The organism is Marisediminicola sp. UYEF4, assembly GCF_040546025.1.
Lineage (GTDB): Bacteria > Actinomycetota > Actinomycetes > Actinomycetales > Microbacteriaceae > Marisediminicola.
In genome coordinates, this window is record NZ_JBEPNA010000003.1 from 48,293 (window position 1) to 69,627 (window position 21,335).

General features: G+C 69.1%; 27 protein-coding genes. 18 read left to right on the top strand and 9 right to left on the bottom strand.

Annotated features, from left to right (window positions below):
• Nucleotides 1–18 precede the first annotated feature (18 nt).
• Nucleotides 19–804, top strand: a complete 786-nt coding sequence (locus ABIB15_RS04580) for an SDR family NAD(P)-dependent oxidoreductase (protein ID WP_354475634.1) — start codon at nt 19–21, stop codon at nt 802–804.
• Nucleotides 805–810: 6 nt separating this feature from the next.
• Here ABIB15_RS04580 and ABIB15_RS04585 read toward each other — a convergent pair whose 3' ends face one another.
• Nucleotides 811–1,839 (bottom strand): glycosyltransferase family 4 protein, encoded by a 1,029-nt coding sequence (locus ABIB15_RS04585; RefSeq protein WP_354475635.1) that lies wholly within the window; start codon nt 1,837–1,839, stop codon nt 811–813.
• Nucleotides 1,840–1,985: 146 nt separating this feature from the next.
• Between ABIB15_RS04585 and ABIB15_RS04590 the strand changes: the two genes are divergently transcribed.
• On the top strand, nt 1,986–2,393 hold the full coding sequence (locus tag ABIB15_RS04590; RefSeq protein ID WP_354475637.1) for a DUF3054 domain-containing protein: 408 nt from the start codon (nt 1,986–1,988) through the stop codon (nt 2,391–2,393).
• Here the strand turns inward: ABIB15_RS04590 and ABIB15_RS04595 are convergent.
• Entirely contained in the window at nt 2,362–2,859 is a 498-nt protein-coding gene (locus tag ABIB15_RS04595) for an FBP domain-containing protein (protein ID WP_354475638.1), read from the bottom strand. The two genes, ABIB15_RS04590 and ABIB15_RS04595, sit on opposite strands and share 32 nt — an antisense overlap.
• A gap of 87 nt (nt 2,860–2,946) precedes the next feature.
• Between ABIB15_RS04595 and ABIB15_RS04600 the strand changes: the two genes are divergently transcribed.
• Both ABIB15_RS04600 and ABIB15_RS04605 read left to right on the top strand, forming a co-directional pair.
• Entirely contained in the window at nt 2,947–3,324 is a 378-nt protein-coding gene (locus ABIB15_RS04600) for a VOC family protein (protein ID WP_354475640.1), read from the top strand.
• Complete coding sequence (locus tag ABIB15_RS04605) at nt 3,321–4,844, top strand: DUF7059 domain-containing protein (protein WP_354475642.1); 1,524 nt, start codon at nt 3,321–3,323, stop codon at nt 4,842–4,844. Before ABIB15_RS04600 ends, ABIB15_RS04605 begins: the two co-directional genes overlap by 4 nt.
• Before the next feature lie 45 nt (nt 4,845–4,889).
• Here the strand turns inward: ABIB15_RS04605 and ABIB15_RS04610 are convergent, their stop codons facing one another.
• Complete coding sequence (locus tag ABIB15_RS04610) at nt 4,890–5,039, bottom strand: hypothetical protein (protein ID WP_354475644.1); 150 nt, start codon at nt 5,037–5,039, stop codon at nt 4,890–4,892.
• Between the two features lie 128 nt (nt 5,040–5,167).
• Here ABIB15_RS04610 and ABIB15_RS04615 point away from each other — a divergent pair, with 128 nt between their 5' ends.
• Together ABIB15_RS04615 and ABIB15_RS04620 are read left to right on the top strand one after the other, a co-directional pair.
• Nucleotides 5,168–5,341, top strand: coding sequence for a hypothetical protein (locus ABIB15_RS04615; protein ID WP_354475646.1), 174 nt, complete (start codon nt 5,168–5,170; stop codon nt 5,339–5,341).
• Nucleotides 5,342–5,344: 3 nt separating this feature from the next.
• Entirely contained in the window at nt 5,345–5,905 is a 561-nt protein-coding gene (locus ABIB15_RS04620) for an MOSC domain-containing protein (RefSeq protein ID WP_354475648.1), read from the top strand.
• 100 nt (nt 5,906–6,005) lie between these two features.
• On the opposite strand, the gene ABIB15_RS04625 is transcribed toward ABIB15_RS04620, so the two are convergent.
• On the bottom strand, nt 6,006–6,209 hold the full coding sequence (locus ABIB15_RS04625) for a cold-shock protein (protein ID WP_161886984.1): 204 nt from the start codon (nt 6,207–6,209) through the stop codon (nt 6,006–6,008).
• Between the two features lie 230 nt (nt 6,210–6,439).
• Here ABIB15_RS04625 and ABIB15_RS04630 point away from each other — a divergent pair, with 230 nt between their 5' ends.
• On the top strand, nt 6,440–7,288 hold the full coding sequence (locus tag ABIB15_RS04630) for a DUF3097 domain-containing protein (protein WP_354475650.1): 849 nt from the start codon (nt 6,440–6,442) through the stop codon (nt 7,286–7,288).
• Between the two features lie 12 nt (nt 7,289–7,300).
• On the opposite strand, the gene ABIB15_RS04635 is transcribed toward ABIB15_RS04630, so the two are convergent.
• Nucleotides 7,301–8,302 (bottom strand): NADP-dependent oxidoreductase, encoded by a 1,002-nt coding sequence (locus ABIB15_RS04635; protein ID WP_354475652.1) that lies wholly within the window; start codon nt 8,300–8,302, stop codon nt 7,301–7,303.
• 83 nt (nt 8,303–8,385) lie between these two features.
• Here ABIB15_RS04635 and ABIB15_RS04640 point away from each other — a divergent pair, with 83 nt between their 5' ends.
• From ABIB15_RS04640 to ABIB15_RS04670, 7 genes are all read left to right on the top strand, one after another.
• The gene (locus tag ABIB15_RS04640) at nt 8,386–8,679 is read left to right on the top strand and encodes a hypothetical protein (protein WP_354475654.1); all 294 of its coding nucleotides are present in this window, start codon (nt 8,386–8,388) and stop codon (nt 8,677–8,679) included.
• A 65-nt stretch (nt 8,680–8,744) separates the two neighbouring features.
• A complete protein-coding gene (locus ABIB15_RS04645) occupies nt 8,745–9,311 on the top strand; it encodes a hypothetical protein (RefSeq protein ID WP_354475656.1) in 567 nt (188 codons plus the stop codon).
• A gap of 65 nt (nt 9,312–9,376) precedes the next feature.
• Nucleotides 9,377–9,574, top strand: coding sequence for a PspC domain-containing protein (locus ABIB15_RS04650; RefSeq protein ID WP_354475658.1), 198 nt, complete (start codon nt 9,377–9,379; stop codon nt 9,572–9,574).
• Nucleotides 9,575–9,583: 9 nt separating this feature from the next.
• A complete protein-coding gene (locus ABIB15_RS04655) occupies nt 9,584–10,099 on the top strand; it encodes a GNAT family N-acetyltransferase (protein ID WP_354475660.1) in 516 nt (171 codons plus the stop codon).
• Nucleotides 10,100–10,191: 92 nt separating this feature from the next.
• On the top strand, nt 10,192–11,256 hold the full coding sequence (locus tag ABIB15_RS04660; RefSeq protein ID WP_354475662.1) for an acyl-CoA dehydrogenase family protein: 1,065 nt from the start codon (nt 10,192–10,194) through the stop codon (nt 11,254–11,256).
• The gene (locus ABIB15_RS04665) at nt 11,250–12,617 is read left to right on the top strand and encodes a PIG-L family deacetylase (RefSeq protein ID WP_354475664.1); all 1,368 of its coding nucleotides are present in this window, start codon (nt 11,250–11,252) and stop codon (nt 12,615–12,617) included. Before ABIB15_RS04660 ends, ABIB15_RS04665 begins: the two co-directional genes overlap by 7 nt.
• Nucleotides 12,614–13,309, top strand: a complete 696-nt coding sequence (locus ABIB15_RS04670) for a glycosyltransferase family 2 protein (protein WP_354475665.1) — start codon at nt 12,614–12,616, stop codon at nt 13,307–13,309. Before ABIB15_RS04665 ends, ABIB15_RS04670 begins: the two co-directional genes overlap by 4 nt.
• 9 nt (nt 13,310–13,318) lie before the next feature.
• Here ABIB15_RS04670 and ABIB15_RS04675 read toward each other — a convergent pair whose 3' ends face one another.
• From ABIB15_RS04675 to ABIB15_RS04690, 4 genes are all read right to left on the bottom strand, one after another.
• The gene (locus ABIB15_RS04675; protein ID WP_354475667.1) at nt 13,319–14,335 is read right to left on the bottom strand and encodes a hypothetical protein; all 1,017 of its coding nucleotides are present in this window, start codon (nt 14,333–14,335) and stop codon (nt 13,319–13,321) included.
• Between the two features lie 106 nt (nt 14,336–14,441).
• On the bottom strand, nt 14,442–15,251 hold the full coding sequence (locus ABIB15_RS04680; protein ID WP_354475669.1) for a DUF998 domain-containing protein: 810 nt from the start codon (nt 15,249–15,251) through the stop codon (nt 14,442–14,444).
• Between the two features lie 116 nt (nt 15,252–15,367).
• Entirely contained in the window at nt 15,368–15,928 is a 561-nt protein-coding gene (locus tag ABIB15_RS04685; RefSeq protein WP_354475670.1) for a YceI family protein, read from the bottom strand.
• Between the two features lie 92 nt (nt 15,929–16,020).
• A complete protein-coding gene (locus ABIB15_RS04690) occupies nt 16,021–17,031 on the bottom strand; it encodes an aldo/keto reductase family protein (RefSeq protein WP_354475671.1) in 1,011 nt (336 codons plus the stop codon).
• Nucleotides 17,032–17,300: 269 nt separating this feature from the next.
• Here ABIB15_RS04690 and ABIB15_RS04695 point away from each other — a divergent pair, with 269 nt between their 5' ends.
• From ABIB15_RS04695 to dinB, 4 genes are all read left to right on the top strand, one after another.
• The gene (locus ABIB15_RS04695; RefSeq protein ID WP_354475673.1) at nt 17,301–18,137 is read left to right on the top strand and encodes a M23 family metallopeptidase; all 837 of its coding nucleotides are present in this window, start codon (nt 17,301–17,303) and stop codon (nt 18,135–18,137) included.
• Between the two features lie 143 nt (nt 18,138–18,280).
• On the top strand, nt 18,281–19,039 hold the full coding sequence (locus ABIB15_RS04700) for a M23 family metallopeptidase (RefSeq protein WP_354475675.1): 759 nt from the start codon (nt 18,281–18,283) through the stop codon (nt 19,037–19,039).
• A 44-nt stretch (nt 19,040–19,083) separates the two neighbouring features.
• A complete protein-coding gene (locus ABIB15_RS04705) occupies nt 19,084–20,013 on the top strand; it encodes an oxygenase MpaB family protein (RefSeq protein ID WP_354475677.1) in 930 nt (309 codons plus the stop codon).
• A 21-nt stretch (nt 20,014–20,034) separates the two neighbouring features.
• A complete protein-coding gene (dinB, locus tag ABIB15_RS04710; RefSeq protein ID WP_354475679.1) occupies nt 20,035–21,306 on the top strand; it encodes a DNA polymerase IV in 1,272 nt (423 codons plus the stop codon).
• Nucleotides 21,307–21,335: the final 29 nt, after the last annotated feature.

Genomic DNA, 21,335 nt, shown 5'->3' on the forward strand with positions numbered 1-21,335 from the left:
CATCGCTACGCTGGGGCCATGACACTGCCGGCAGCCTGGAACCTCGCGGGACGAACCGCGCTCGTGAGCGGAGCGGGCAGCCCCAGCGGTATCGGGTTCGCCTCCGCCCGCGCGATCGGCTCGCTCGGCGCCCGTGTCGTGATCACCGCGACGACGGGTCGCGTGCACGACCGGGTCGAGGAGCTTCGGAGCCTCGGGATCGATGCGACCGGGTTCGTCGTGCAGCTCGACTCGGACACCCACACCGCCGCGCTCGCCGAGCGGCTCGCCGCGGCATCCATCGCCCCGGAGATCCTGGTGAACAATGCCGGCATGGTGAGTGTCGGCGATGCGGGGATGCCGTCGGGGGACGCCACGATGCCCGTCGCCGGCTGGGACCGTGGCATCGCCGTCAACCTCACGAGCGCGTTCCTCCTGACCCGCGAGCTCATCGTGGGGATGCGTTTGGCGGGCTGGGGGCGCGTCGTCAACGTCTCGAGCGTCACCGGCGCCGTCATGGCCGCCCGGGCGGACGTCGCCTATGCGGCTGCGAAGGCCGGCATGATCGGCCTCACCCGCGCGCTCGCGGTCGACGAGGCGGCGGCGGGGATCACCTCGAACGCGGTCGCGCCGGGCTGGATCGCCACGGGCTCGCAGCTGGCGAGCGAGGCGGCGGAGGGACTGCGCGTGCCGATCGGGCGCAGTGGCACCGCCGAGGAGGTGGCGTCGACGATCGCGTGGCTCGTGACTCCGGGCGCCTCGTACGTGACCGGGCAGGTCATCGTCGTCGACGGCGGCAACAGCGTCGCCGAGGAGCGCACCTAGCCGGCGCTACGGCTTCTCGAGCAGCTCGGTCAGCCCGTCGAAGAGTTGTCGCGCCGATCGCGTCCAGTTCCAGCGTGCCGCCTGGTCGACGCTCTCGGCCGAGAGTTCGGACCACCGCTTCTCGCTTTCAAGGGTGCGAACGGCCGTCACAAAGGCGTCCAGGTCGTGCGGGTCGAAATAGGTCCCGGCCTTTCCTGCCACCTCGCGGAAGATGTCGATGTCGCTCGCGATGACCGGGGTTCCGAGCGCCATCGCCTCGACGAGCGGAATTCCGAACCCCTCGTCGAAGGATGCCGTGACGAGCGCGGTCGCGTTGGTGAGCAGGGAGACGTACTCGTCGTCAGACACTCCCTGGTGGAAGATCAGGGCGGTGCGGCTGACGCCGAGGTCCTCGAGCCGGTCGCGCACGTCCGGGGCGATCGGGCTCAGCAGGTGCAGCCGGTAGCCGGGCAGCTCGTCCATCGCCCGCACGAGCAGCTCGACATTCTTGTACGGCATGAACGAGCCCATGTAGACGAGGTCGGGGGTGCGCTCGGCGTGCGGGATCGGGTCGAAGCCGGGTTCGGGAACCAGCGAGCTGGCGTTGGGGGCCAGGATGAGGGGTCGGCGGGTCAGGGCGTGCGTCAGCACGAGGTCGCGGGTCGTCTCGGAGACGACGGCGACGGCATCCGCGCGGTTGAGGAGCACCTTCTGCGGCCACCACATCAGGTGGTAGGCGCGCCAGACGAGCCGAAGCCAGAGCGGCAGCTCGGGCGGGGGAGTGCGGTGGCGGTAGTAGATGAGGTCGTGCACGGTCAGCACCAGCGGGAAGTTGCGCCCGATCGAGCTCATGGTCTGCATCGGCGAGACGACGACGTCGGGATGCAGACGATTGAGGTACCTAGCCATCGCGATTTCGCGCACGTCGGCCGCCGCCGGAACCTTCACCCACGGCACATCCGGCAGCTGGGCGAGCTGCCTCTCGTCGTTGATCAGCATCGTCACGGCGGTCAGCTTTGCGAGCGCACTGACGACCCCCACCGAGTAGCGGCTCACGCCATCGTGGGTCGTCCAGCGTACGTATCTGCAATCGAAAAAGACGTTCATCCGAAATGAAGCGTATCTGGCGTTCGCGAGAAATCCCTCAGCGGGGCGCGGTCCGCTCATCGCTGTGGCTCGCTTCGCGGGGCTAGCGTGGAGCCATGCCCATCACTTCTCGCGACCGCGTCGTTCCGTCGACGATTTCTCATTCGAGGCGGGTTGCTCTGGCGGCCGCGATCGATGTCGTTGCGGTGCTCGTCTTCGTGCTGGTCGGGCGGAGTAGCCACGCTGAAGGCATCACGGTGGCCGGCGTGCTCGGCACCGCCTGGCCCTTCCTCGCCGGCCTCGCCGCCGGGTGGGCGCTCGCCCGCGCGTGGCGCCGACCCTTCGCGCTCGTGCCCGGCCTGACCGTGTGGGCCTCGACGGTCGTCGTCGGCCTGCTGCTGCGAGCGATGGCGGGCGACGGGATTCAGCCGGGCTTCGTCGCCGTCACGACCGTGGTTCTCGCGGCATTCCTGCTCGGCTGGCGCGGAGCCGTCAGCCTGCGGTCTTCGCGACGTCGGCCGTGAACGAGCGCACCCGCTCAAGCAACCCCTCGGCCCGCGCGGTGACCACGGCCGCGGGGTCGGGCTGCACCGCCGATGGCGGCGGCATGATCCGGATCATGAGCGAGCAGGCGAGGTCGGCACAGATGTAGGCGCCGATCGTGCTGCCGTCCCGGCCAGCCTGGCCGGCGAGAGGTGCCGTGTACAGCCGAACCTGGTCGGACGGCTGCGTGGTGCGGCACAGCGAGCACATTGCTGCGATGCCCGGCGACATCCGCCCGCTCGACGCGCGCAGCACGATCCCGACCGGCCGGTCTCCGACCCAGTGCACGAGATAGCCGCGGAGCGGGGCCCGCGGGTCGCGCCAGCCGAGATACTCCCGCTGCTCCCAGATCACCTCGTGCAGGCCCGGAAGCGGCATCCGCAGGGCTTCGCCGCGGGATGCATTCACGATGCACTGGCGGATATCATCCGCGCTGAGCGGCTTCACTGCACTCCCCTCGACGGACTGACCGGTTAAAGCCTAACCGCCGCGGCATGAGATTCTGGAGTCTCGGCAACGAATCGGGAGCACACCATGTTCGACACCACCACCGCCTACAGCTCGTTCTCCGTCGACGACCTCGCGACGGCGCGGCGCTTCTACGGCGAGACGCTCGGGCTCGACGTGTCCGACGGCTCGACCGGGTTCCTCGAGATCCGCCTGCCCGGCGGTGCGGCAGTCTTCGCCTACGCGAAGGCGAGCCACATCCCCGCATCGTTCACGATTCTGAACTTCCCGGTCGCCGACGTCGACGCAGCGGTCGACGAGCTCGCCGCGCTCGGCGTCGCGACCAAGATCTACCCCGACGAGGAGATCCGCACCGACGCCAGAGGCATCATGCGCGGCCACGGTCCCGACATCGCGTGGTTCACCGACCCGGCAGGCAACGTCATCGCCGTGCACAGCGTGTGACCGGGGCAGCGATCGACGCCGCGCTCATCGACCGGCTGCGTGCCGACCTCACGGCCGCCCGGTTCGGCGACGAGGCCCTCGCGGACCTGTGGGGAACGGATGCCGCCGCGGCGCTCCGCCGCGGGCAGCGCGTTCCAGCACTTCGCGCCCTCCGCACCGCCGACCCGCTGAGCGTCCTCGCCCGATTCCTCGTGCTCGGCTATGCGGTGCCGCGGCAGGATCTCGCCGCCGCGCTCCCGTCACTCGGCGCCGAAGGGGCGATCGCGCTCGGACTGGCGGCGGCGGGGGCGCACCTGGTCGCACCCCTGCTCGAGCTGCGCCAGCACAGCTTCGTCGACAGCCACGGCGTCGGCGCCTGGTGGATCCTCTCCGACCTCGGCGAGACCGCGACCGGCGGTCCGCTGCGCGAGGATCACGTGCTCGGGGTGGGCGGCGCTTCCTCGACGCTCAGCGCCCTGATGATCCAGCTCCCGGTCGACACCGCGCTTGACCTCGGCACGGGCTGTGGCATCCAGGCCCTGCACGCATCCAGGCATGCCCGCCGGGTTGTCGCGACCGACATCTCCGAGCGCGCACTCGACCTCGCGCGCCTCAACGCCGCGCTCAACGGCGTTACCAACATCGAGTTCCGGCTCGGCAGCCTCTTCGAGCCTGTCGCGGGCGAGCGGTTTGACCACATCGTGTCAAACCCTCCGTTCGTGATCACCCCCCGCTCGGGCGACGTGCCCGCCTACGACTATCGCGACGGCGGAATGGTCGGCGACGAGCTCGTCGAGGCGGTCATCCGCGGTGCGGCAGGGCACCTCACGGTCGGCGGAGTCGCCCAGTTCCTCGGCAACTGGGAATATCGGGGCGACGCTGACGCGTTCGAGCGCATTGCGGGGTGGCTCGAGGCGCCGCGTGGCGCCGAACCGCTCGACGCCTGGATCGTCGAGCGGGAGGTGCAGGATGCTGCGCTGTACGCGGAAACGTGGATCCGCGACGGGGGAACGACGCCCGGCCACCAGTTCGACGATCTCCTGGGCGCCTGGCTCGACGACTTCGCCACCCGCGATGTGCGCTCGGTGGGCTTCGGCTACGTGACGCTGCGCCGCCCGGCATCGGCTCCAACCCTCCGCCGGCTCGAACGGCTCTCCGGCCCGCTCGGGCACAACCCGACGGGTATCGGCGCGCACCTCGCCGACAGCCTCGCGGCGCACGACTGGCAGTCGGCCCGCACTGTCGACGACCTCGGCCGCGCCCGGCTCATCGTCGCCGGCGACGTCACCGAGGAGAGGCACTACTGGCCGGGAGCGGAGGACCCCACGGTGATGACCCTGCGCCAGGGCGGCGGGTTCGGTCGCTCGGCGCCGCTCGGCACGGCTCTCGCCGCGTTCGTCGGCGCATGCGACGGAGACCTCAGCGTCGCCGCGATCGTCGCGGCGCTCGCCGACCTGCTCCACACCGACGAGAGCGCGCTGCGCGCCGAACTCGACCCGCGCATCCGGGAGCTCGTCGCGACAGGGGTCCTCGCACCCTAGCCGCGTCAGCGCCGCGCGGTGAACGGCGCGGCAGAGGCGTCGGCGTCAGTCCTCGCCAGCCTGCTCGGCGCGCTTCCGCTCGGCCGCCCCCGTCGGATCCTCATGCCCGGAGGCGCCCTCGCCGATCGCGTCGATGGACCGAATCACGTCGCGCAGCTCGGCATCCGCGTCGCTCGTGCCGTCAGTTCTTGTCATGTATCCACCGTACGCGCCACCGATTGCGTTGCCCAGTGACGGGGCGACCGCAACGCGACACGGCACCGCGGTCCAGCGGCTAAACTGGCCATCGGCACCGACCGCCAGTCGAACAACAGAGGACTCCAATGAACATCGTCGCCTTCGTGATCGGATTCACCCTTTTCGTCGGCGGCATCGTGCTGATGGGCTACGCCTGGGACGGCACGACCTTCAACTGGATCATGTTCTCCGGTGGTCTGGGGGCCATCTCGCTCGGCGTTGCCGTTCCCTACCACCTGCTCAAGCGCGTCGACGGCTGATCCGTGGCGTCGCTTCTAGCGGCGTGTGTCGTGCACGCGTTGCGCGACGACGACGGGTCAGTGGGGATCACGGCGATCGACAAGCGAGCGGCCACGGGCGCTGTCGGGGTGCGAAAGCTCGGTCTTTTCGCCGATGTGCAGGCGAACCGCGCACACCACGGTGGCCTAGACAAGGCCGTCTATGCCTACGCCCGGGAGGATGCGGACTACTGGGAGGGCGAGCTGGGTCGCTCACTGCCGCCCGGCTGGTTCGGCGAGAATTTCCGCACCGAGGGCATCGACGTCTCGGGCGCCCGTGTCGGCGATCGTTGGACGATCGGTGAGCGCGCGAATCCGGTCGTTGTCGAGGTGACGATGCCCCGGCAGCCGTGCCAGACGTTCGCCCGCTGGGTCGGCGGCCGGGATGCCCGAGGCTGGGTCAAGCGATTCACCGTCGCAGGCCGTCCGGGGGCCTACCTCCGCGTCATTTCCACCGGAACAGTCTGCGCCGGTGATTCGATCACGACCGACCTCCGTGCCGGCTCCCCGACCATCGCCGACATCCTCGCCGGCAACCGCGCCTGAACGGCGGGGCGACGACAGCCGCTCGTTAACGGCAAAAGACCCGCTCAACGAGGGAGCGGGTCTTTCGCGTTACATCGCAGCCGGGCTGCGAGTGTGAGATTTAGAGAGCGCGGATGTTCTCAGCCTGAAGACCCTTGGGGCCCTGGGCGACATCGAACTCGACCTTCTGGTTCTCGTCGAGCGACTTGTAGCCGTTGCCCGCGATGGCGGAGAAGTGCGCGAACACGTCGGCGCTTCCGTCGTCGGGGGAGATGAAGCCGAAGCCTTTTTCAGCGTTGAACCATTTCACAGTACCTGTAGTCATTGCAAGCTCCTCCTGGAGTGCTATGCGGGACCCGAACGTCGGGGCCACGCGCCGAGGAGCCCGCATTCGCTCTCCCTGTGAGACGCTCCGAAAAGCGTTGCGACGTGCGATGCACTTCAACTTCAGATACAACACTAGCCGCTGAGTCGCGAATCTCTTGCATCGGCCGGAAGGATTGACAGACGGGGTGTCTGCTGGCTATGAGTCAAAGTCGCTATTAGCCTCACTGAATGAGCGACGACAGGTATAGCAGCGACGTGCTGGCGGGCTACTCGAAGCGCACGCCCCGACAGGCCGCCCGCGCGGTCGAGGCCGTGCGTGACCTCGTCATCGAGGAGACCGCCACGGGCTTCTGCGGCGCCGTCCTCCGGGTCGAGGGGCGCCTCGTGCACCTCGAGGACTACCGTGGCGCCGTCCGGGTGTTCCCGCTCGGCCCCGGATTCCTCCTCGAGGGCGAACCGGTGCAGCTCACCCTGCCGAGCCGTGCACCGGCCGGAACCGCGAGATCGGCATCCGGCTCATTCGCGGTCGCCGACGTCAAAGCCCGGGTGGCCCGCGCGAGCCGCATCTTCGTCGAGGGCCGGCACGATGCCGAACTCGTCGAGAAGGTGTGGGGGCACGACCTCCGTGTCGAGGGTGTCGTCGTCGAGTACCTCGAGGGCGTCGACGACCTCGAGTCCATCGTCGCAAGCTTCTCCCCGCGTGCCGACCGCCGCATCGGTGTCCTCGTCGACCACCTCGTTCCCGGCTCGAAGGAGAGCAGAATCGCGGATGCCGTCGCGCGCGGCCGGCACGGATCCCACGTGCTCGTCGTCGGCCATCCGTTCGTCGACATCTGGCAGGCGGTGAAGCCGGCCAGGGTCGGCCTGACCGCGTGGCCCGAAATCCCCCGATCGGTCGAGTGGAAGCATGGAATCTGCGAGGCGCTCGGGTGGCCGCACGAGGAGCAGGCGGACGTCGCCCGTGCCTGGCAGCGGATCCTCGGGAGAGTCTCGACCTTCGCCGACCTTGAACCGGTTCTGCTCGGGCGGGTCGAGCAACTCATCGACTTCGTCACGGACGACGCGACCCGCGGCTGAGGCCGCCGCAGGTCAGGTGCGCTCGTGCTCGTCGCGCACCTTGCGGTTGCCGAGGCCATGGAACGAATTGTCTACGGGGCGCATGCCGAGCACGATCTTGCCTCTCGCGTGACGCTGCTCGAGATCCTCGAAGGCGTCGTGCACCCGCTCGAACGGATAGAACCCGGAGATCAGCACGTTCAGGGTGCGATCGGCAGCGAGTCCGGCGAGCTTCGAGAGCACCCGTGTGTGGGCCTCCGACTGCTCGGCGGTGGGCTTCAGCGCCTGCACCTCGATGTCGCGGCGATTCTCGCTCGAACGAAATCTCGTGGGGGCCACCTCAAGTTCCTCGGCGACCGCCGGATTATCCCTGCCGAAGTTGTCGATGTAGGCGCTGACATTCCCGCGGGCGATCTCGCGGATCCGGCCGGCGAGCCCGTCGCCGTAGACAACCGGCTTGACGCCGATCTGGCGAAGGTAGTCGAAGTTACGCTCGCCGCAGGTGCCGATTACCGTCGCGCCTTTCGCCATGGCGAGGTGCGCCTCCATGCTTCCGACGCCGCCCGCGGCGGCGGAGATGACGACGACGTCGCCGGGAGCGACCCGCACCGCTTCGACGGCGTCGTTCGCGGCGAGCCCCGCCAGGAACAGGCTGCCTGCGACCTCCCAGGAGAGGCTTGCGGGCTTAGCGACCAGGCTCGACTGCGGTACGACAATGTAGTTCGCGTGGGATGCCATCACGGCATGACCGAGCACCTCAGACCCCTTCGCAAACGACGCGACCCCCTCGCCGATCGCCGTGACAAGGCCGGAGAAGTCGGTTCCCTGGCCCTGGGGGAAGACGACGGGGACGTCGTCGGCGAACAGCCCCTGCCGCACGTACGCCTCGATGTGGTTGATCCCGGCGGCGAGGACCTCGACGACGACCTCGCCACGACCCGGCACGGGCGGCGGCGACTCGACGAGTTCCAACGCGTCGACTCCTCCGTATCTACTGAACGTGACTGCTCTGGACGCGCGCTTAGTCGGACTCATGGTTCATCTTGTCGCGAGGCGGAGCGGCGGAGCGGCAACCACGGCAAACGCCCAGCGGACTCCCGGCGTGCTTGACTTGCGGTATGTCCTCACACGCGAGCGCCATCGGAATCGGCGCACAGGTCTTCGTCCGCGACGCATCCGAGACGGAGCGGTCGCCGTGGCCGTCCGAGCCCAGCGGAATCGTCTTTCGATCGGGCGGTTCCGCGCTCGCGGGCGTCTGGGGTGCCGCCGGTGGTGGACAGTGGTGGTGGATCGAGTTCGACGAGCCGCAACTCCGCGCCGACGGTGAGGGGCCGTTCGTAACCGCGCAGGTGCTCGACAAATTTCTCGAGTTGGCCCCGCCCGTCTGGGACGCCGACAGCGACGACTCCTGACCCCCAGCGCACCCCCAGCCGGCGCTGCGATCGTTGGTCATCAAATTTGTGAAAGGGAGCATGACATGGGATTCCTCGACCGCATCCTCGGCCGCGAACTGCCGGAACCGGAGCGCCGCACGGCCCAGCAGGGCTCCGGGCAGCGCACCGACGACGAGATCGCCGTCGAGCGCTACGAGTACCTGCTTCGTACCGCCCCGCCCGAGACGATCGAGCAGGTGCACACCGAAGCCTTCGGCAAGCTGACCGTCGAGCAGCGCGATCTCCTCTTCGCCCGGCTGAGCGAGAACCCCAACCCGAGCGAGCGCCCCGCGGATGCGGCACCGGCCACGCTCGCGAAGGCGGCGACTCGCACGGAGCTGCAGCAGCCGGGCACCCTGACCCGCACCTTCGGCGGAGCGGGGCAGGGCGGCATGAGCTTCGGCGGCATGGTCGGCAGCTCCCTGCTCGGCACCGTGGCGGGATACGTCATCGGCTCGGCGCTCGTGAGTGCGTTTCTGCCGATGGATGCCGGCGGCGAGGCCAGCGCCGCGGAGTCCGGCGACGGCGGTGGCGACGCTGGCGGAGGGGATGCCGGTGGCGACTTCGGCGGAGGCGGGTTCGGTGACTTCGGCGGCGACTTCGGATTCTAGTATCACCGGTCATTCGGCGGGTTAACCCACTACACCTCGGGCGCCGAGTGAGGCAGGGTGGGGGTATGGCTACTACTCTTCAACGCCCCAAGTCCGGCCGGGTCCTCGCCGGCGTCTGCGCAGCACTCGCGAATGGCCTCGGGTGGAACGTGACCACCGTGCGCGTCCTCTGGATCGTGCTGAGCCTGTTCCCCGGCCCAATGTGGGTGGTCTACGCACTGCTCTGGGTCATCCTTCCCGCCGAGGGAAGCCCGCGCCGCTAGGGTCGATATGTGCCCCTAGCCATTCGCGACCTGCTCGCCGACAACCTCGCCCGGGTGGCGGAACTCAACAATGCGGCGGTCCCGGCCGTGCCGTTCACGACGGCGGACGAGCTCGCGGTGCTCATCGCCCTGAGCGACCACTCGTTCGGCGTCGTCGACGATGAGACCCAGCAGCTGTACGGGTTCCTGATCGGATTCGATCCCGGCAGCGACTACGCGAGCGAGAACTACCGCTTCTTCGAGCAGCGCGGCGCCGACTCGCTCTACGTCGATCGCATCGTGGTCGACGAGGCGCGCCGTGGCCAGCGAATCGGTCGGCTGCTCTATGACCATGCGTTCCGGCTGGCCCGCACAGCGGGCCGCTCCGAGGTCACCTGCGAGGTCAATGTCGAACCGCCCAATCCCCGGTCCCTCGCGTTCCACACGAGGATCGGCTTCGTCGAGATCGGACGACAGGGCACCAAGGGCGGCAGCGTCCAGGTGGCCCTCCTCGCCGCAGCGGTGCGCTCGCGGGTAGTGGAGTGAGCCGGCCCGCCGATGGCCGCGCTTGTGCTCGATCGCCTGACCTGCGGCATCTCGTGACAGGATTTTCCGGCGCGCCAGCTTAGATTTGGTGCATGGTCCACTCCCGCCGTGCCGCCGTGCCGCTTGACCCCGGGCAGGGCGCCCTCGAGAACACGCTCGACGCCCTGTACGCCCGGGTGCTGGCGACTGATGGCAGCATCGCTGCTGCGATCGAGCTCGCCGTCGAACTCGGGCCGGCTGTGCCGCTGCCCGGGGTCGGACAGACGCCGGCGTTGTGGTCGACCCTCGCGACAATTGCCGCCGCCGACGTGTCGGTCGCGCGCGTCGTCGAGCCGCACCTCGACGCCCTCGCCATCCTCGGGCAGCTGCCCCACGCTGCCGACGTCGGTGTCGTCGGAGCGGATGAGCGCAGCGCCTGGGGAGTGTTCGCCGCCGAGGGCGCCAGCCTGCGGGTCACCGCGACACGTCGTCACGGATCGTGGGTGCTTGAGGGGGTCAAGCCGTGGTGCTCGCTCGCGGGGCGACTGTCCCACGCCCTCGTCACCGCCCACACCGAGGGCGGTCGGCGGCTGTTCGCGATCGACCTCGCCCACGACGGGGTGCGGCTGGGGGAGGGTGAGTGGTTCGCCAGGGGCCTGCCGGGAGTCGAGAGTGGACCGATCGAATTGGGCGCCGTTCCCGCCGTGGCGATCGGTGACGACGGGTGGTACCTCTCCCGGCCCGGCTTCGCGTGGGGCGGGATCGGCGTTGCCGCGGTCTGGTGGGGTGCGGCGACCGGAATTGCGCGCACGATTGACGAGAGTGCGCGTACCAGGGACCCCGACCAGATTGCGCTGATGCACCTTGGAGCGACAGACGTGCAGGTCGAGATCGGGCGCCTCGCGCTGTCTGCGGCGGCCGCGAGCATCGACCGGGGCGAACCGGACCGCGGCGAGACACGGATTCTCGCCGGGCGCACACGCTCGATCGTCGCCCGTTCGGCGGAGGAGATCATTCGCCGGAGCGCGCACGCGATGGGGCCAGCCCCGCTCGCCCTCGACGCCCGCCACGCCGGCCGCGTCGCCGACCTCGAGCTGTACCTTCGTCAGGACCACGCCGAGCGGGACGAGGCAGAAATCGGCCGCGCCCTGATCACGAGAGAGGCACGACCATGGTGAAATTCGATCATCGTCAGAAGGGCACGCCGGAGGACGAGTGGCTGACGGCGCCCAGATGGCAGGAGGTCCCGGCGCTCACCCTGTCGGACTTCCGGAGACTCGTCGTGGTGTCGGCGCACCCCGATGACGAGTCACTCGGCGCGGGCGGGCTGATGGCGCACGCGACACATCTCGGCGTGCCGGTGCACCTCGTCGTCGCGACCAACGGTGAGGCGTCACACCCCGGGTCGCCGACAACCTCGCCGGAGGAGATCGCCCTCCTGCGGCGCAGCGAGGTGCTCAAGGCGGTTCAGATGGTCGCGCCGTTCGCCACGGTCGACTTTCTCGACCTCCCCGACGGTGCGCTGGGCCAGCATGCGAGCGAGCTGGCCGCCCACCTCGAGTCCCTCGAGCTCGCGGAGGGGACTCTCATCGTCGCGCCGTGGCGTCATGATCGGCATGGCGACCACGAGGTCGCCGGGGCCGTGGCAGCGCGGGTCGCGCGCGCTCGTGGTGCCCAACTTCTCGAATACCCAGTGTGGATGTGGCACTGGGCGCAGCCGAGCGACGAGGACGTGCCCTGGAGCCGATTCGTGACTCTCGCGCTCGAGCGTGACGAGCGCAGCGCCAAGGACATGGCGATTTCCGCACACGAGAGCCAGAATGCTCCGCTCTCTGACGCAGCGGGAGACGAGCGGCTGCTCAGCGAGGAATTCCACGAGTACTTCAGCCGACCGTTCGAGGTCTTCATCACACCCGTCGGGAGCCGCACGCTCACGCGGGAGTTCTTCGATGACTTCTACTCCGGCAGCGAGGATCCCTGGGGCTTCGAGACGCGCTGGTATGAGATCCGCAAGCGCGCGCTCACCGTCGCCTCCCTCCCGCGGCCGTTGTTCGCCTCGGCGCTCGAGGTCGGATGCTCGATTGGCGTGCTCACCGCCGAACTCGCCGGACGCTGCGCCGAGATCATCGCGACCGACATCGCCGAGCAGCCCCTCAGCCGCGCTCGCACGCGCCTCATCGAGCAGGCGCACGTCACGGTCGTGCGCGCCGACACCCCGATCGAATGGCCGGCGGGCACCTTCGACCTCGTCGTGATCTCGGAGGTCGCCTACTACTGGAGCCCCGAGGACCTGCAAGTCGCGCTCGAGCACATCGAGGCGTCGCTCACGGACGACGGTGTGATTGTGGCCTGCCACTGGCGGCATCCGGTTGAGGGTTATCCCGAGACGGGCGATGACGTCCATGCGGCCCTCCGGGCGCATCCGGCCTTCGAGGTGCTCTCCGAACACCGCGAGGAGGACTTCCTGCTGGATGTGCTCGTCCGCCCTCCCGCGCGCTCGGTGGCCCGCGAGACCGGATTGCTTGGCCACGACGCGTGAGCCCGGGCGATCCCCTCGACGAGGTCGCGGTCGTGGTCCCGGTGAACAACGAGGTCCAGCATCTCCCAGCCTGCCTCGCCGCGATTGACACCGCGGTGCGGCGGGTGACGCACCCGCTGCGGAGGCTGCGGGTCGTCGTGGTGCTCGACGCCTGTACGGACGGGTCAGCGGCAATAGCTACCAGCTGGCCGGGGGTCGAGGCGCTCGAGGTCGAGTTCCGCAACGTCGGCGCCGCGCGCGAACACGGAGTCAGGCACGTGATCGACGGATCGCTGGCGCCTGCCGCCCGGCTCTGGCTTGCGAATACCGACGCGGACTCGACGGTGCCGGGGGAGTGGATCTCACACCACGTCGAGGCCGCCAGGGCGGGTGCGGTCGTCATGCTCGGCGCGATCCGCCCCGACCCGCGCGACCTCTCGCCGTCGAAGTACCGCGACTGGCAGCGCCGCCACGCTGCGGCGCCGGCGATCGCGCGGGTGCACGGCGCCAACCTCGGGGTGCGGGCGGATGCCTACCTCGAGGCAGGTGGATTCCCGGCCTACCCGGAGCACGAGGACGTGGCGCTCGTGGAGAACCTCCGCCGGCTGGGGGCTGTCATCCAATCGAACGCGCAGTGCTGGGTGCAGACGTCGGCGCGCACCACGGGCCGCACGCCCGGCGGGTATGCGGCCCACGTGCGCGCCTTTTACTGACGGGCGCGCTCAGGAGCGGATGGCGAGCACGATCGCGCCGTTCGGACGCCACGTGATCTCGCGGACCACCGGATTTCGATCGTCGAAGCCGACCAGCTCGGTGGAGGTGACGGTGAGCCCGTTCGTTGCGAAGTCGCTCACCGCGGAGCAGGTGCTCGAGCTCGACAGGTCGGGGAGCACCGCGACAAGGCAGACGTCACCGGGATGGGCGAGCACCGTGTAAAGCTCGAATGCGCCGGTTCGCACCGAAGGTGTGAGCCTGCGTACATCACGGAGGTCGTACGCGATCGGCAGCTGAACCGGGTAGACATCGTTGATCGTCTGGGCGCGGGTAAAGACCTGCAGGGCGGATGCCGAGCTGGCGTCCACCTCGTCCCAGCGCGCGCGGGGGTCAGCGATGGCCTGCCGGGCGATCGTATCGAGTCGTCGTGACACCTGTTCCAGCCGGATCGCGAGGAACACGTTCACACCCAGTAGCGCCGCCAGCCCGACGGCAAGGGCGGCGATGAGCCGACGGCGCCATCTGGTCGGCGCGGGCGGCGTCGCGGTCGCGGGCACTGTCGACGGCGGCGACGTGGCATCGGACCCCCTGTCGGCACTCGAAACCATCGCCGGGACGCCCGCCGCCTCGCCCGCCGGGAAGTCCGCGCCGAACCTCGCGACGGCCGCGTCCAGGGCGCGCGCATCCTCGGAGAGGTGGGCGTCGAGCTCGCGCAGGCGGTGCTCGTCCGCCGTCAAGCGGATCGCGGCACCGGTGATCAGGTCACGCTGCTCGAGCGTCGGCGCCGTCTCCCCCTCGCGCGAGAACGCCTGCCGTTGAAGGCCGTCACGCTCGATCACGGGATCGGCAACGCCGCGCGGCGACGTCTCGCGCGGGTGAAGCCGCCACCAGAGCGCGTCGAGCACGTCGTGGCGGCCGGTGTACAGCTCCCGCAACCGGGCGAGGCGCGCCGGACCCTGCTCCACGAGAAACAGCACGCGCAGGGCCTCGTCGCGGGGGGTGCGGTAGTAGACCGAGAACATCATCGCTCCACGGGCCGGTCGAGCCAGAACGGGAGATCGTTCATGGCCCCATGCTAGGCATCCGGGCCCATTCGGGCCACGGACGACGTGCGGGATTGACAGGGCGGTGTCAGGCGGGGGACGGCGTCGCTGCGGCGGCCCGCGCGCGGGCGAATCGCCTCCGGTCTCGGACGCCCTTCACGAGCAGCCCGACGCCGGTACCGATCGTCCACGCGTTCAGCGGATAGACGGCGATCCGTTCGACCACGCCGATGCCGAGCCCGAGGTCATTGCGGGCCAACAGCAGCAGGCCGGCGGCGATCCCGATCACGCCGATCGCGAGCACGGCTATGCCGTACCCTCGCCACTCCCGCTGGCCGAGCACGAGAAGGCCGAGCAGCACGATGCCGATGTTTCCCGCCCCGATGGCCAGGAAGGCCGCGAACACATGGAAAGAGTTCAGCCCGGCCTCGTAGAGCCCGAGGCTCTGATGGAAGATGCCGACCAGGAATGTGCCCGCCCCCGAGATCACGAGCAGAATACCGACGAGCACACGCGTCCAGCGTTCCGGGAGCATGAGGCGCACCACGAGAATGCTGCCGATGGTGAAGACCGTGCCCTGCACCAGGAAGCCGGCGTTCATGAGCGGATGCAGCGGCGAGCACAGTCGCATCCCCTCGACGACAGCGCAGTCGGCGAAGCCGAGGTCCGAGATGTAGTTCGCTGCCCAGTCGTACGGTGGATCGACCCAAGCCATCGCCGCGATGAACTCGAACGCGAGATAGACGAATCCGAACAAGAGCACGATGCCCGCGATGCGTTGACTGCGGGCGGGGCTCATGATCTCAGGGTAGGCGACTCCTGCGATGTGCGCCGGCTCGTCGATCGGGAGCACGAATCCGTTCACGAGGTGCAGCACGGGCTCCGGAAAGGTCGACACCGGCTCGTTCGGCTGCGGGGGAGCCCGAGGGTGCCGGGAACACGCGGCCCGCGGTACCGTCGTGACTGCGGCACCCGACATGTTCGTTCGGGTGCCGCAGCGTCGGACTGGCTGGCTTACGCCTGGAGCGCGACCTGCGCGTCGATGGAGATCGACACGGTGTCGCCGAGCGTGAGGCCGCCGGCCTCGACGGCCGCGTTCCAGCTCACGCCGAAGTCGTGGCGGTTGATCTTGGTCGAGAACGACGCGCCGGCGACGGTCTGTCCGTAGCCGTTGACGATGATTCCGCCGAACTCGCCGGAGAACGTGACGGGCTTGGTGACGCCGCGCATGGTCAGGTCGCCGTCGATGTGCAGCACGTCGCCGTCCTGGCGCACCGCGCTCGAGGCGAACTCGATCGTGGGGTGCGCGTCGATTGCGAAGAAGTCTCCCGTGCGGAGGTGGTTGTCGCGGTCCTTCTGGCGGGTGTTGACCGATGCGACGTCAATCGAGGCGGTCAGTTTCGTGTCGAGCGGGTTCTCGCCGGTCTCGACGGTGACGTCGAACGTCTCGAACGATCCCTTCACCTTGGAGATCGCGAGGTGGCGAACCGAGAAGGTGATCTCGGAGTGGGTGGGGTCGAGCTTCCAGGTTCCGGCGACGTATCCGGGAATGGTTTCTGCGCTGAGCGTGGTCATGATTGACGTCCTTTGATAGAGCTGACAGGGATGAGCCGGGGCTCAGATGTATGCAAGCGCATTGATCGGCAACTTATTCCCGATCGAGCAATTCAGGTTTCGCGGGACTTCGGCGACTGTTCGTGCGTTCGCGCCGGGTCATACTCCGCCAGATTCCCGAGCACGGAATCGATGCGGGCCTGGGTCTCGCCCGAGAGGTTCACCCCTGCCGCCTTCGCATTCGCCGTCACCTGCTCGGGGCGGGAGGCCCCGATGATCGCGGATGCCACGTTCGAGTTGCGCAGCACCCAGGCGATGGCGAGCTGCGCCAGATCCAGGTCGAGCTCCTTCGCGATGGGCTTCAGCTCCTGCACCGATGTGAGCACCTCGTCCGTCATGAACCGCTCGATCATCTTGGCGCCACCCTTCTCGTCGGTGGCCCGGCTGCCCTTCGGCAGTGCCGCTCCCGGCTTGTATTTACCGGTGAGCACCCCTTGGGCAATCGGAGACCAGACGATCTGGCTGATGCCGAGTTCGCGTGAGACCGGCTCGACCTCCGCCTCGATGACCCGCCACAGCATGGAGTATTGCGGCTGGTTCGAGATGAGCTGGATGTTCAGCTCGGTGGCGAGCGCGTGTCCGGCGCGAAGCTGGTCGGCCGTCCACTCGGACACCCCGATGTAGAGTGCCTTCCCCTGGCGTACGACGTCGGCGAACGCCTGCATCGTCTCCTCGAGCGGGGTCTCGACGTCGTAGCGGTGAGCCTGGTAGAGGTCGACATAATCGGTCTTCAGGCGCCGCAGCGAGCCATCGATCGACTCGAGGATGTGCTTGCGGGAGAGACCGGAGTCGTTCGGGCCCTTCGGCCCGGTGGGCCCGAACACCTTCGTGAAGACCTCGAGTGACTCGCGGCGTTCGGCCTTGAGGGCCTTGCCGAGCACCTTCTCCGCGACCGTATTGGCGTAGACGTCCGCGGTGTCGAAGCTGGTGATCCCGGCGTCGAGGGCCGCCCTGACACAGTCGATCGCCGTGTCGTTCTCGACCTGCGAACCGTGGGTGAGCCAGTTGCCGTAGGTGATAGCCGAGACCTTGAGGCCGCTGTTTCCGAGATATCTGAATTCCATGAAACCCACGTTACGCGCCGTTCACCGGGTTGGCTGGTAAGTCCCGCGCGGGTGCGCGGGAATAGGGTGTTCGACTCGGCCCCGGGTGGCTTGTGGATGCACGTGAATGCAACACGTATAACGTCAAACTTTGACTCGGCGCCGTTCGGCCCTTAGCCTGTCAAGGTAACGGCCGCATTACGGGCAACCCGAAAACCTGCTAATGAGCGTGCGAACCCCGCGCGTCACCGCGTGAAATTTGCGCGCCGATCGTCTGGAACCCTAACTTCGTGCCACCCAAACGTATCTCTCGCGCCCTGCAGACCCGCCGCGGCGGACTCGTTGCGGTGCCCGCATCGGCCGCCGCGCCGATCAGGCCGCACCGCTCGGCGATGACCGTCCTTCGGGGCGGCAGTCGGGTTCTGGCGATGATCGCCGTGGTGTTCGCCTTCACGGCATCGGTCGCTGCTGTCGTGCCCAACGCGCAGGCGTACGAGGCGATCGCGATCGGCGGACAGACCCAGCAGGGTGATGTCCAGGCGATGGCCCCGGTCGATGGCGCGGTCCCCGATCCCGCGGTCTCCCGCGATGCCTACACCGTCACGGCCGCGCCCCCGCCCCCGCCGCCGCCCCCGCCCCCGCCGGCCAAGGTCGTCTCGACCTTCGCGTCTCCGATACGGGTGTCGTTGACGCCGTCGTCCTCGTCGGCCTCCCTGCAGTGGCCGGTGCCAGCGGGAACGCCCATGAGCAGCGCCTTCGGCCCGCGAAGCTGCAGCGGATGCTCGAGCTTCCACCAGGGAGTCGACCTCAACGCCAGCGCTGGCACCCCGATCTGGGCCATGGCCGCCGGAGTGGTCCTGCCGCCCCTCGGCTCGGGCTACTCGTCCTATGGCGTGCACGTGCGGATTCAGAGCGTCGTGAATGGCGAAATGGTCGAGACCCTCTACGCCCACATGCAGTCCGGCTCGGTGCAGGTGGTAACGGGTCAGACGGTCGCGCCTGGCCAGGTCATCGGTGCCATGGGCTGCACCGGATCGTGCTCCGGTACCCACGTGCACTTCGAGATCCAGCCGGGAGGCGGCGCCCCCGTCGATCCCGTGGCGTGGATGCGAGCCCGACTCGGGTAGTCGACCCGCCGTGCTCCCAGCACCCTGCCAGCCAACTTGGTGCTGGGTCGTTGTTCGATCCGTCCCTGCTCACCGTCGTGCATCCGCCCGGACTGACCCCGCGAGTCCCACGGCGAGCGCGTGCCGAGAGTCAGAGAACCCCCTTGCCGAAACATCCATTCATCCTGCGCGCCCCCGAGCCCGCCGGGGCGCCGACCGTCGCCAACGTCACGACCCCTCCCGCCGTCGCCCACTTCCACCGTGCAACCCGACCAGGGCTCGGCGCCGTCCGCGCGAGCCGTCGCATCCTGTCCGCTCTCGCCGGTGCGTTCGCGATCGTCACGTCGGTCGCCTTCGTCATCCCGAGCGCTGCCGCGTTCGACGCGAGCGCGGCACCGCAGCAGTCCGGCGCCGCGCAGACCTTCTGCGTCGCCGACGCGGCCTCCGTCTCCACCGCCGCGATGTTCGACGCACCGCGCGACGCCTACGGTGTGACGGCGCCGCCTCCCGTGCAGTGGCCGTTGCCCCCGAGCACGCCCATGAGCAGCGACTTCGGCCCCCGGAGCTGCTCGGGGTGCTCGAGCGACCACCAGGGCATCGACCTCAACGCACCGTCTGGCACCCCCATCGAGGCGATGGCTGCCGGCGTCGTCGTGGACACGAACGCCCCGGGCTACGCGTCCCTCGGCGTGCACGCGCGCATCCAGCACCTCGTCGATGGCCAGATGGTCACGAGCGTCTACGCGCACATGCAGGAGGGGTCGATGAGCCTCCAGGTCGGCGACTTCGTGGCGGCCGGTCAGGTCGTCGGGCTCCTCGGCTGCACGGGCTCCTGCACGGGTGCGCACCTGCGCTTCGAGGTGCACCCGGGCGGCGGCGCTGCCGTCGATCCGGTGGCATTCCTCGCCCCGCGCGTGGCCTGAATCGTCTGGGCGGATGCCCAGCGACCGGCGGCTAGCCTCTCATCATGAGTCGGTTCTCGGACACCTGGCGGTCACGCCTGCTGACGACCCTGTCGGGCAACAATGAGGGTCGTCCGCACTGGGTCGGGAAGATCGAGGAGGGCGACGACGCCGGATTCTTCGGACCGGGCTCGGCGGCGTGGGCCGTCCACGGAGGCATGGCGACGATGGTCGCCGGAATCCGCGCGCTGCTCATGCAGACCCTCCATCCCGGCGCGATGGCAGGGGTGCACGACTGGTCCCGCTACCGCGAGGACCCGCTCGGGCGCCTCTCCGGCACGATCCAGTGGCTCGTGACCGTGACCTTCGCCGACACCACGCTCGCCGAGACCGAGTCGTCCCGGGTCGGCCGGTTCCACGACCGGGTCACGGGAACCTACCTCGACGCGAACGGCGAGGAGCGCCCGTACGCTGCGGGGGACCCCGAACTGCTCTCCTGGGTGCATGTGGTGTTCACCGACGCGTTCCTCAGCTGCCACAAGATCTGGGACGGCGAGATCCCCGGTGGCCCCGACGGCTACGTGCGCGAGTGGGCCAAGGCCGGTGAACTGGTCGGAGTGGCGAACCCGCCCCGGTCCGAGGCGCAGCTCCGCGCGCAGTTCGACGCCTTCCGCGACGCCGGCGTCTACAAGAACGACGAGCGCGTCGCCGAGGCGGTGCGGTTCATCCGCAATCCGCCGCTGCGTCGGTCGATGATGCCGGCGTACCGGATCATGTTCGCCGGCGCCGTCGCGTCGATCCCGCCCGACTACAGGGCGCTGCTCGGCCTCAAGCGGTCGCCGCTGCCGGTCATCTGGGGCACCCGCGTGGTGCTCGGTGGTGTTCGACTGTTGCTCGGCGCGTCGTCGACATCGGAGGATGCCGCGCGCGTCCGCATCGCGCGCCTCGAGGCACAGCATCCGCGCCGCGACCTCGAGGTGGGCGGCTCCGGTTAAGCTCGACACCGGGAGAGTGCGATGAGCAGGCAGGACGGCAGCGACCGACAGGTCAGCGGGGACAGCGTCGACAGCTCGACGGCGACGATCCTGCATGTCGACCTCGACGCCTTCTTCGCCTCGGTCGAACTGCTCGACCGCCCCGACCTCGTCGACAAACCCGTCGTCGTGTCCGGAAACTCGTCGCGGTCGGTGGTGACCGCCGCGAACTACCCGGCACGCAAGTTCGGCGTTCGCTCGGCGATCCCGCTGTCGCAGGCGCTGCGGCTCTGCCCGCACGCGATCGTGCTCGAGCCGCACCGGGAAAAATACACCGCCTACTCCAATCAGGTCATGGCGATCTTCGACGACATGACCCCGATCGTCGAGCGCCTCGGCATCGACGAGGCCTTCCTCGATGTCGCGGGCGCGCGCGGGCTGCTCGGAAGCCCCACCGAGATCGGCCGGCTTATTCGCCGGCGCGTGCAGGCCGAGACACGGCTGACCTGCTCGGTCGGTGCCGCGTCGACCAAGTTCATCGCCAAGCTCGCCTCCGGTCGGGCGAAGCCGGACGGGCTCCTCGTGGTTCCGGCGGAGGAGACACTGCGGTTTCTGCATCCGCTGCCCGTCGGAGCCCTCTGGGGCGTGGGCCAGACCACCGAAGAGGCGCTGATCAAGCGGGGCCTGCGCACGATCGGCGACATCGCCGCCACCCCGCTCGCCAACCTGCAGCGGGCGGTCGGCGACGCCGCCGGCCACAAGCTGCACGACCTCGCCAACGGCATCGACCGCAGAAGCGTCACCCCGGACGTCGCCGAGAAGAGCATCGGGCACGAGGTGACCTTCGAGGTCGACATGAGCGACGCGGAGCTGTTGCGGCGGGAGCTGCTGCGCCAGGCGGATGCCGTGGCCGTGCGCCTGCGCCGCGGCGGCTGGGTCGCGCGCACGGTGGTGTTGAAGCTGCGGTACTCCGACTTCACGACCATCACCCGGTCGCGCACGATAGCCGAACCCACGGACCTCGGCCGGCGCATCTACGAGGAGGTGCGCGGCATCTACGACGCCGTCGGCGCACACGGCACGGTGCGGCTCATCGGGGTGCGGGTCGAGCAACTCACCCCGGTCGGCGGCCAGGCGGCATCGCTGTGGGATGAGGACGAGACCTGGCGAGACACGGAGAGGGCGGTGGACGGGGTCGCCGAGAGGTTCGGCCGCGGGTCGCTCCGGCCCGCGTCGCTACTCGGGCCGGCCACACACCTGCTGGGGCGCGGCAAGCTCGGCGACGCACGCCAGCGCCGCCGCAGCGACGACTGACCGCGTTCGGACGATTGACTAGGTGAGCC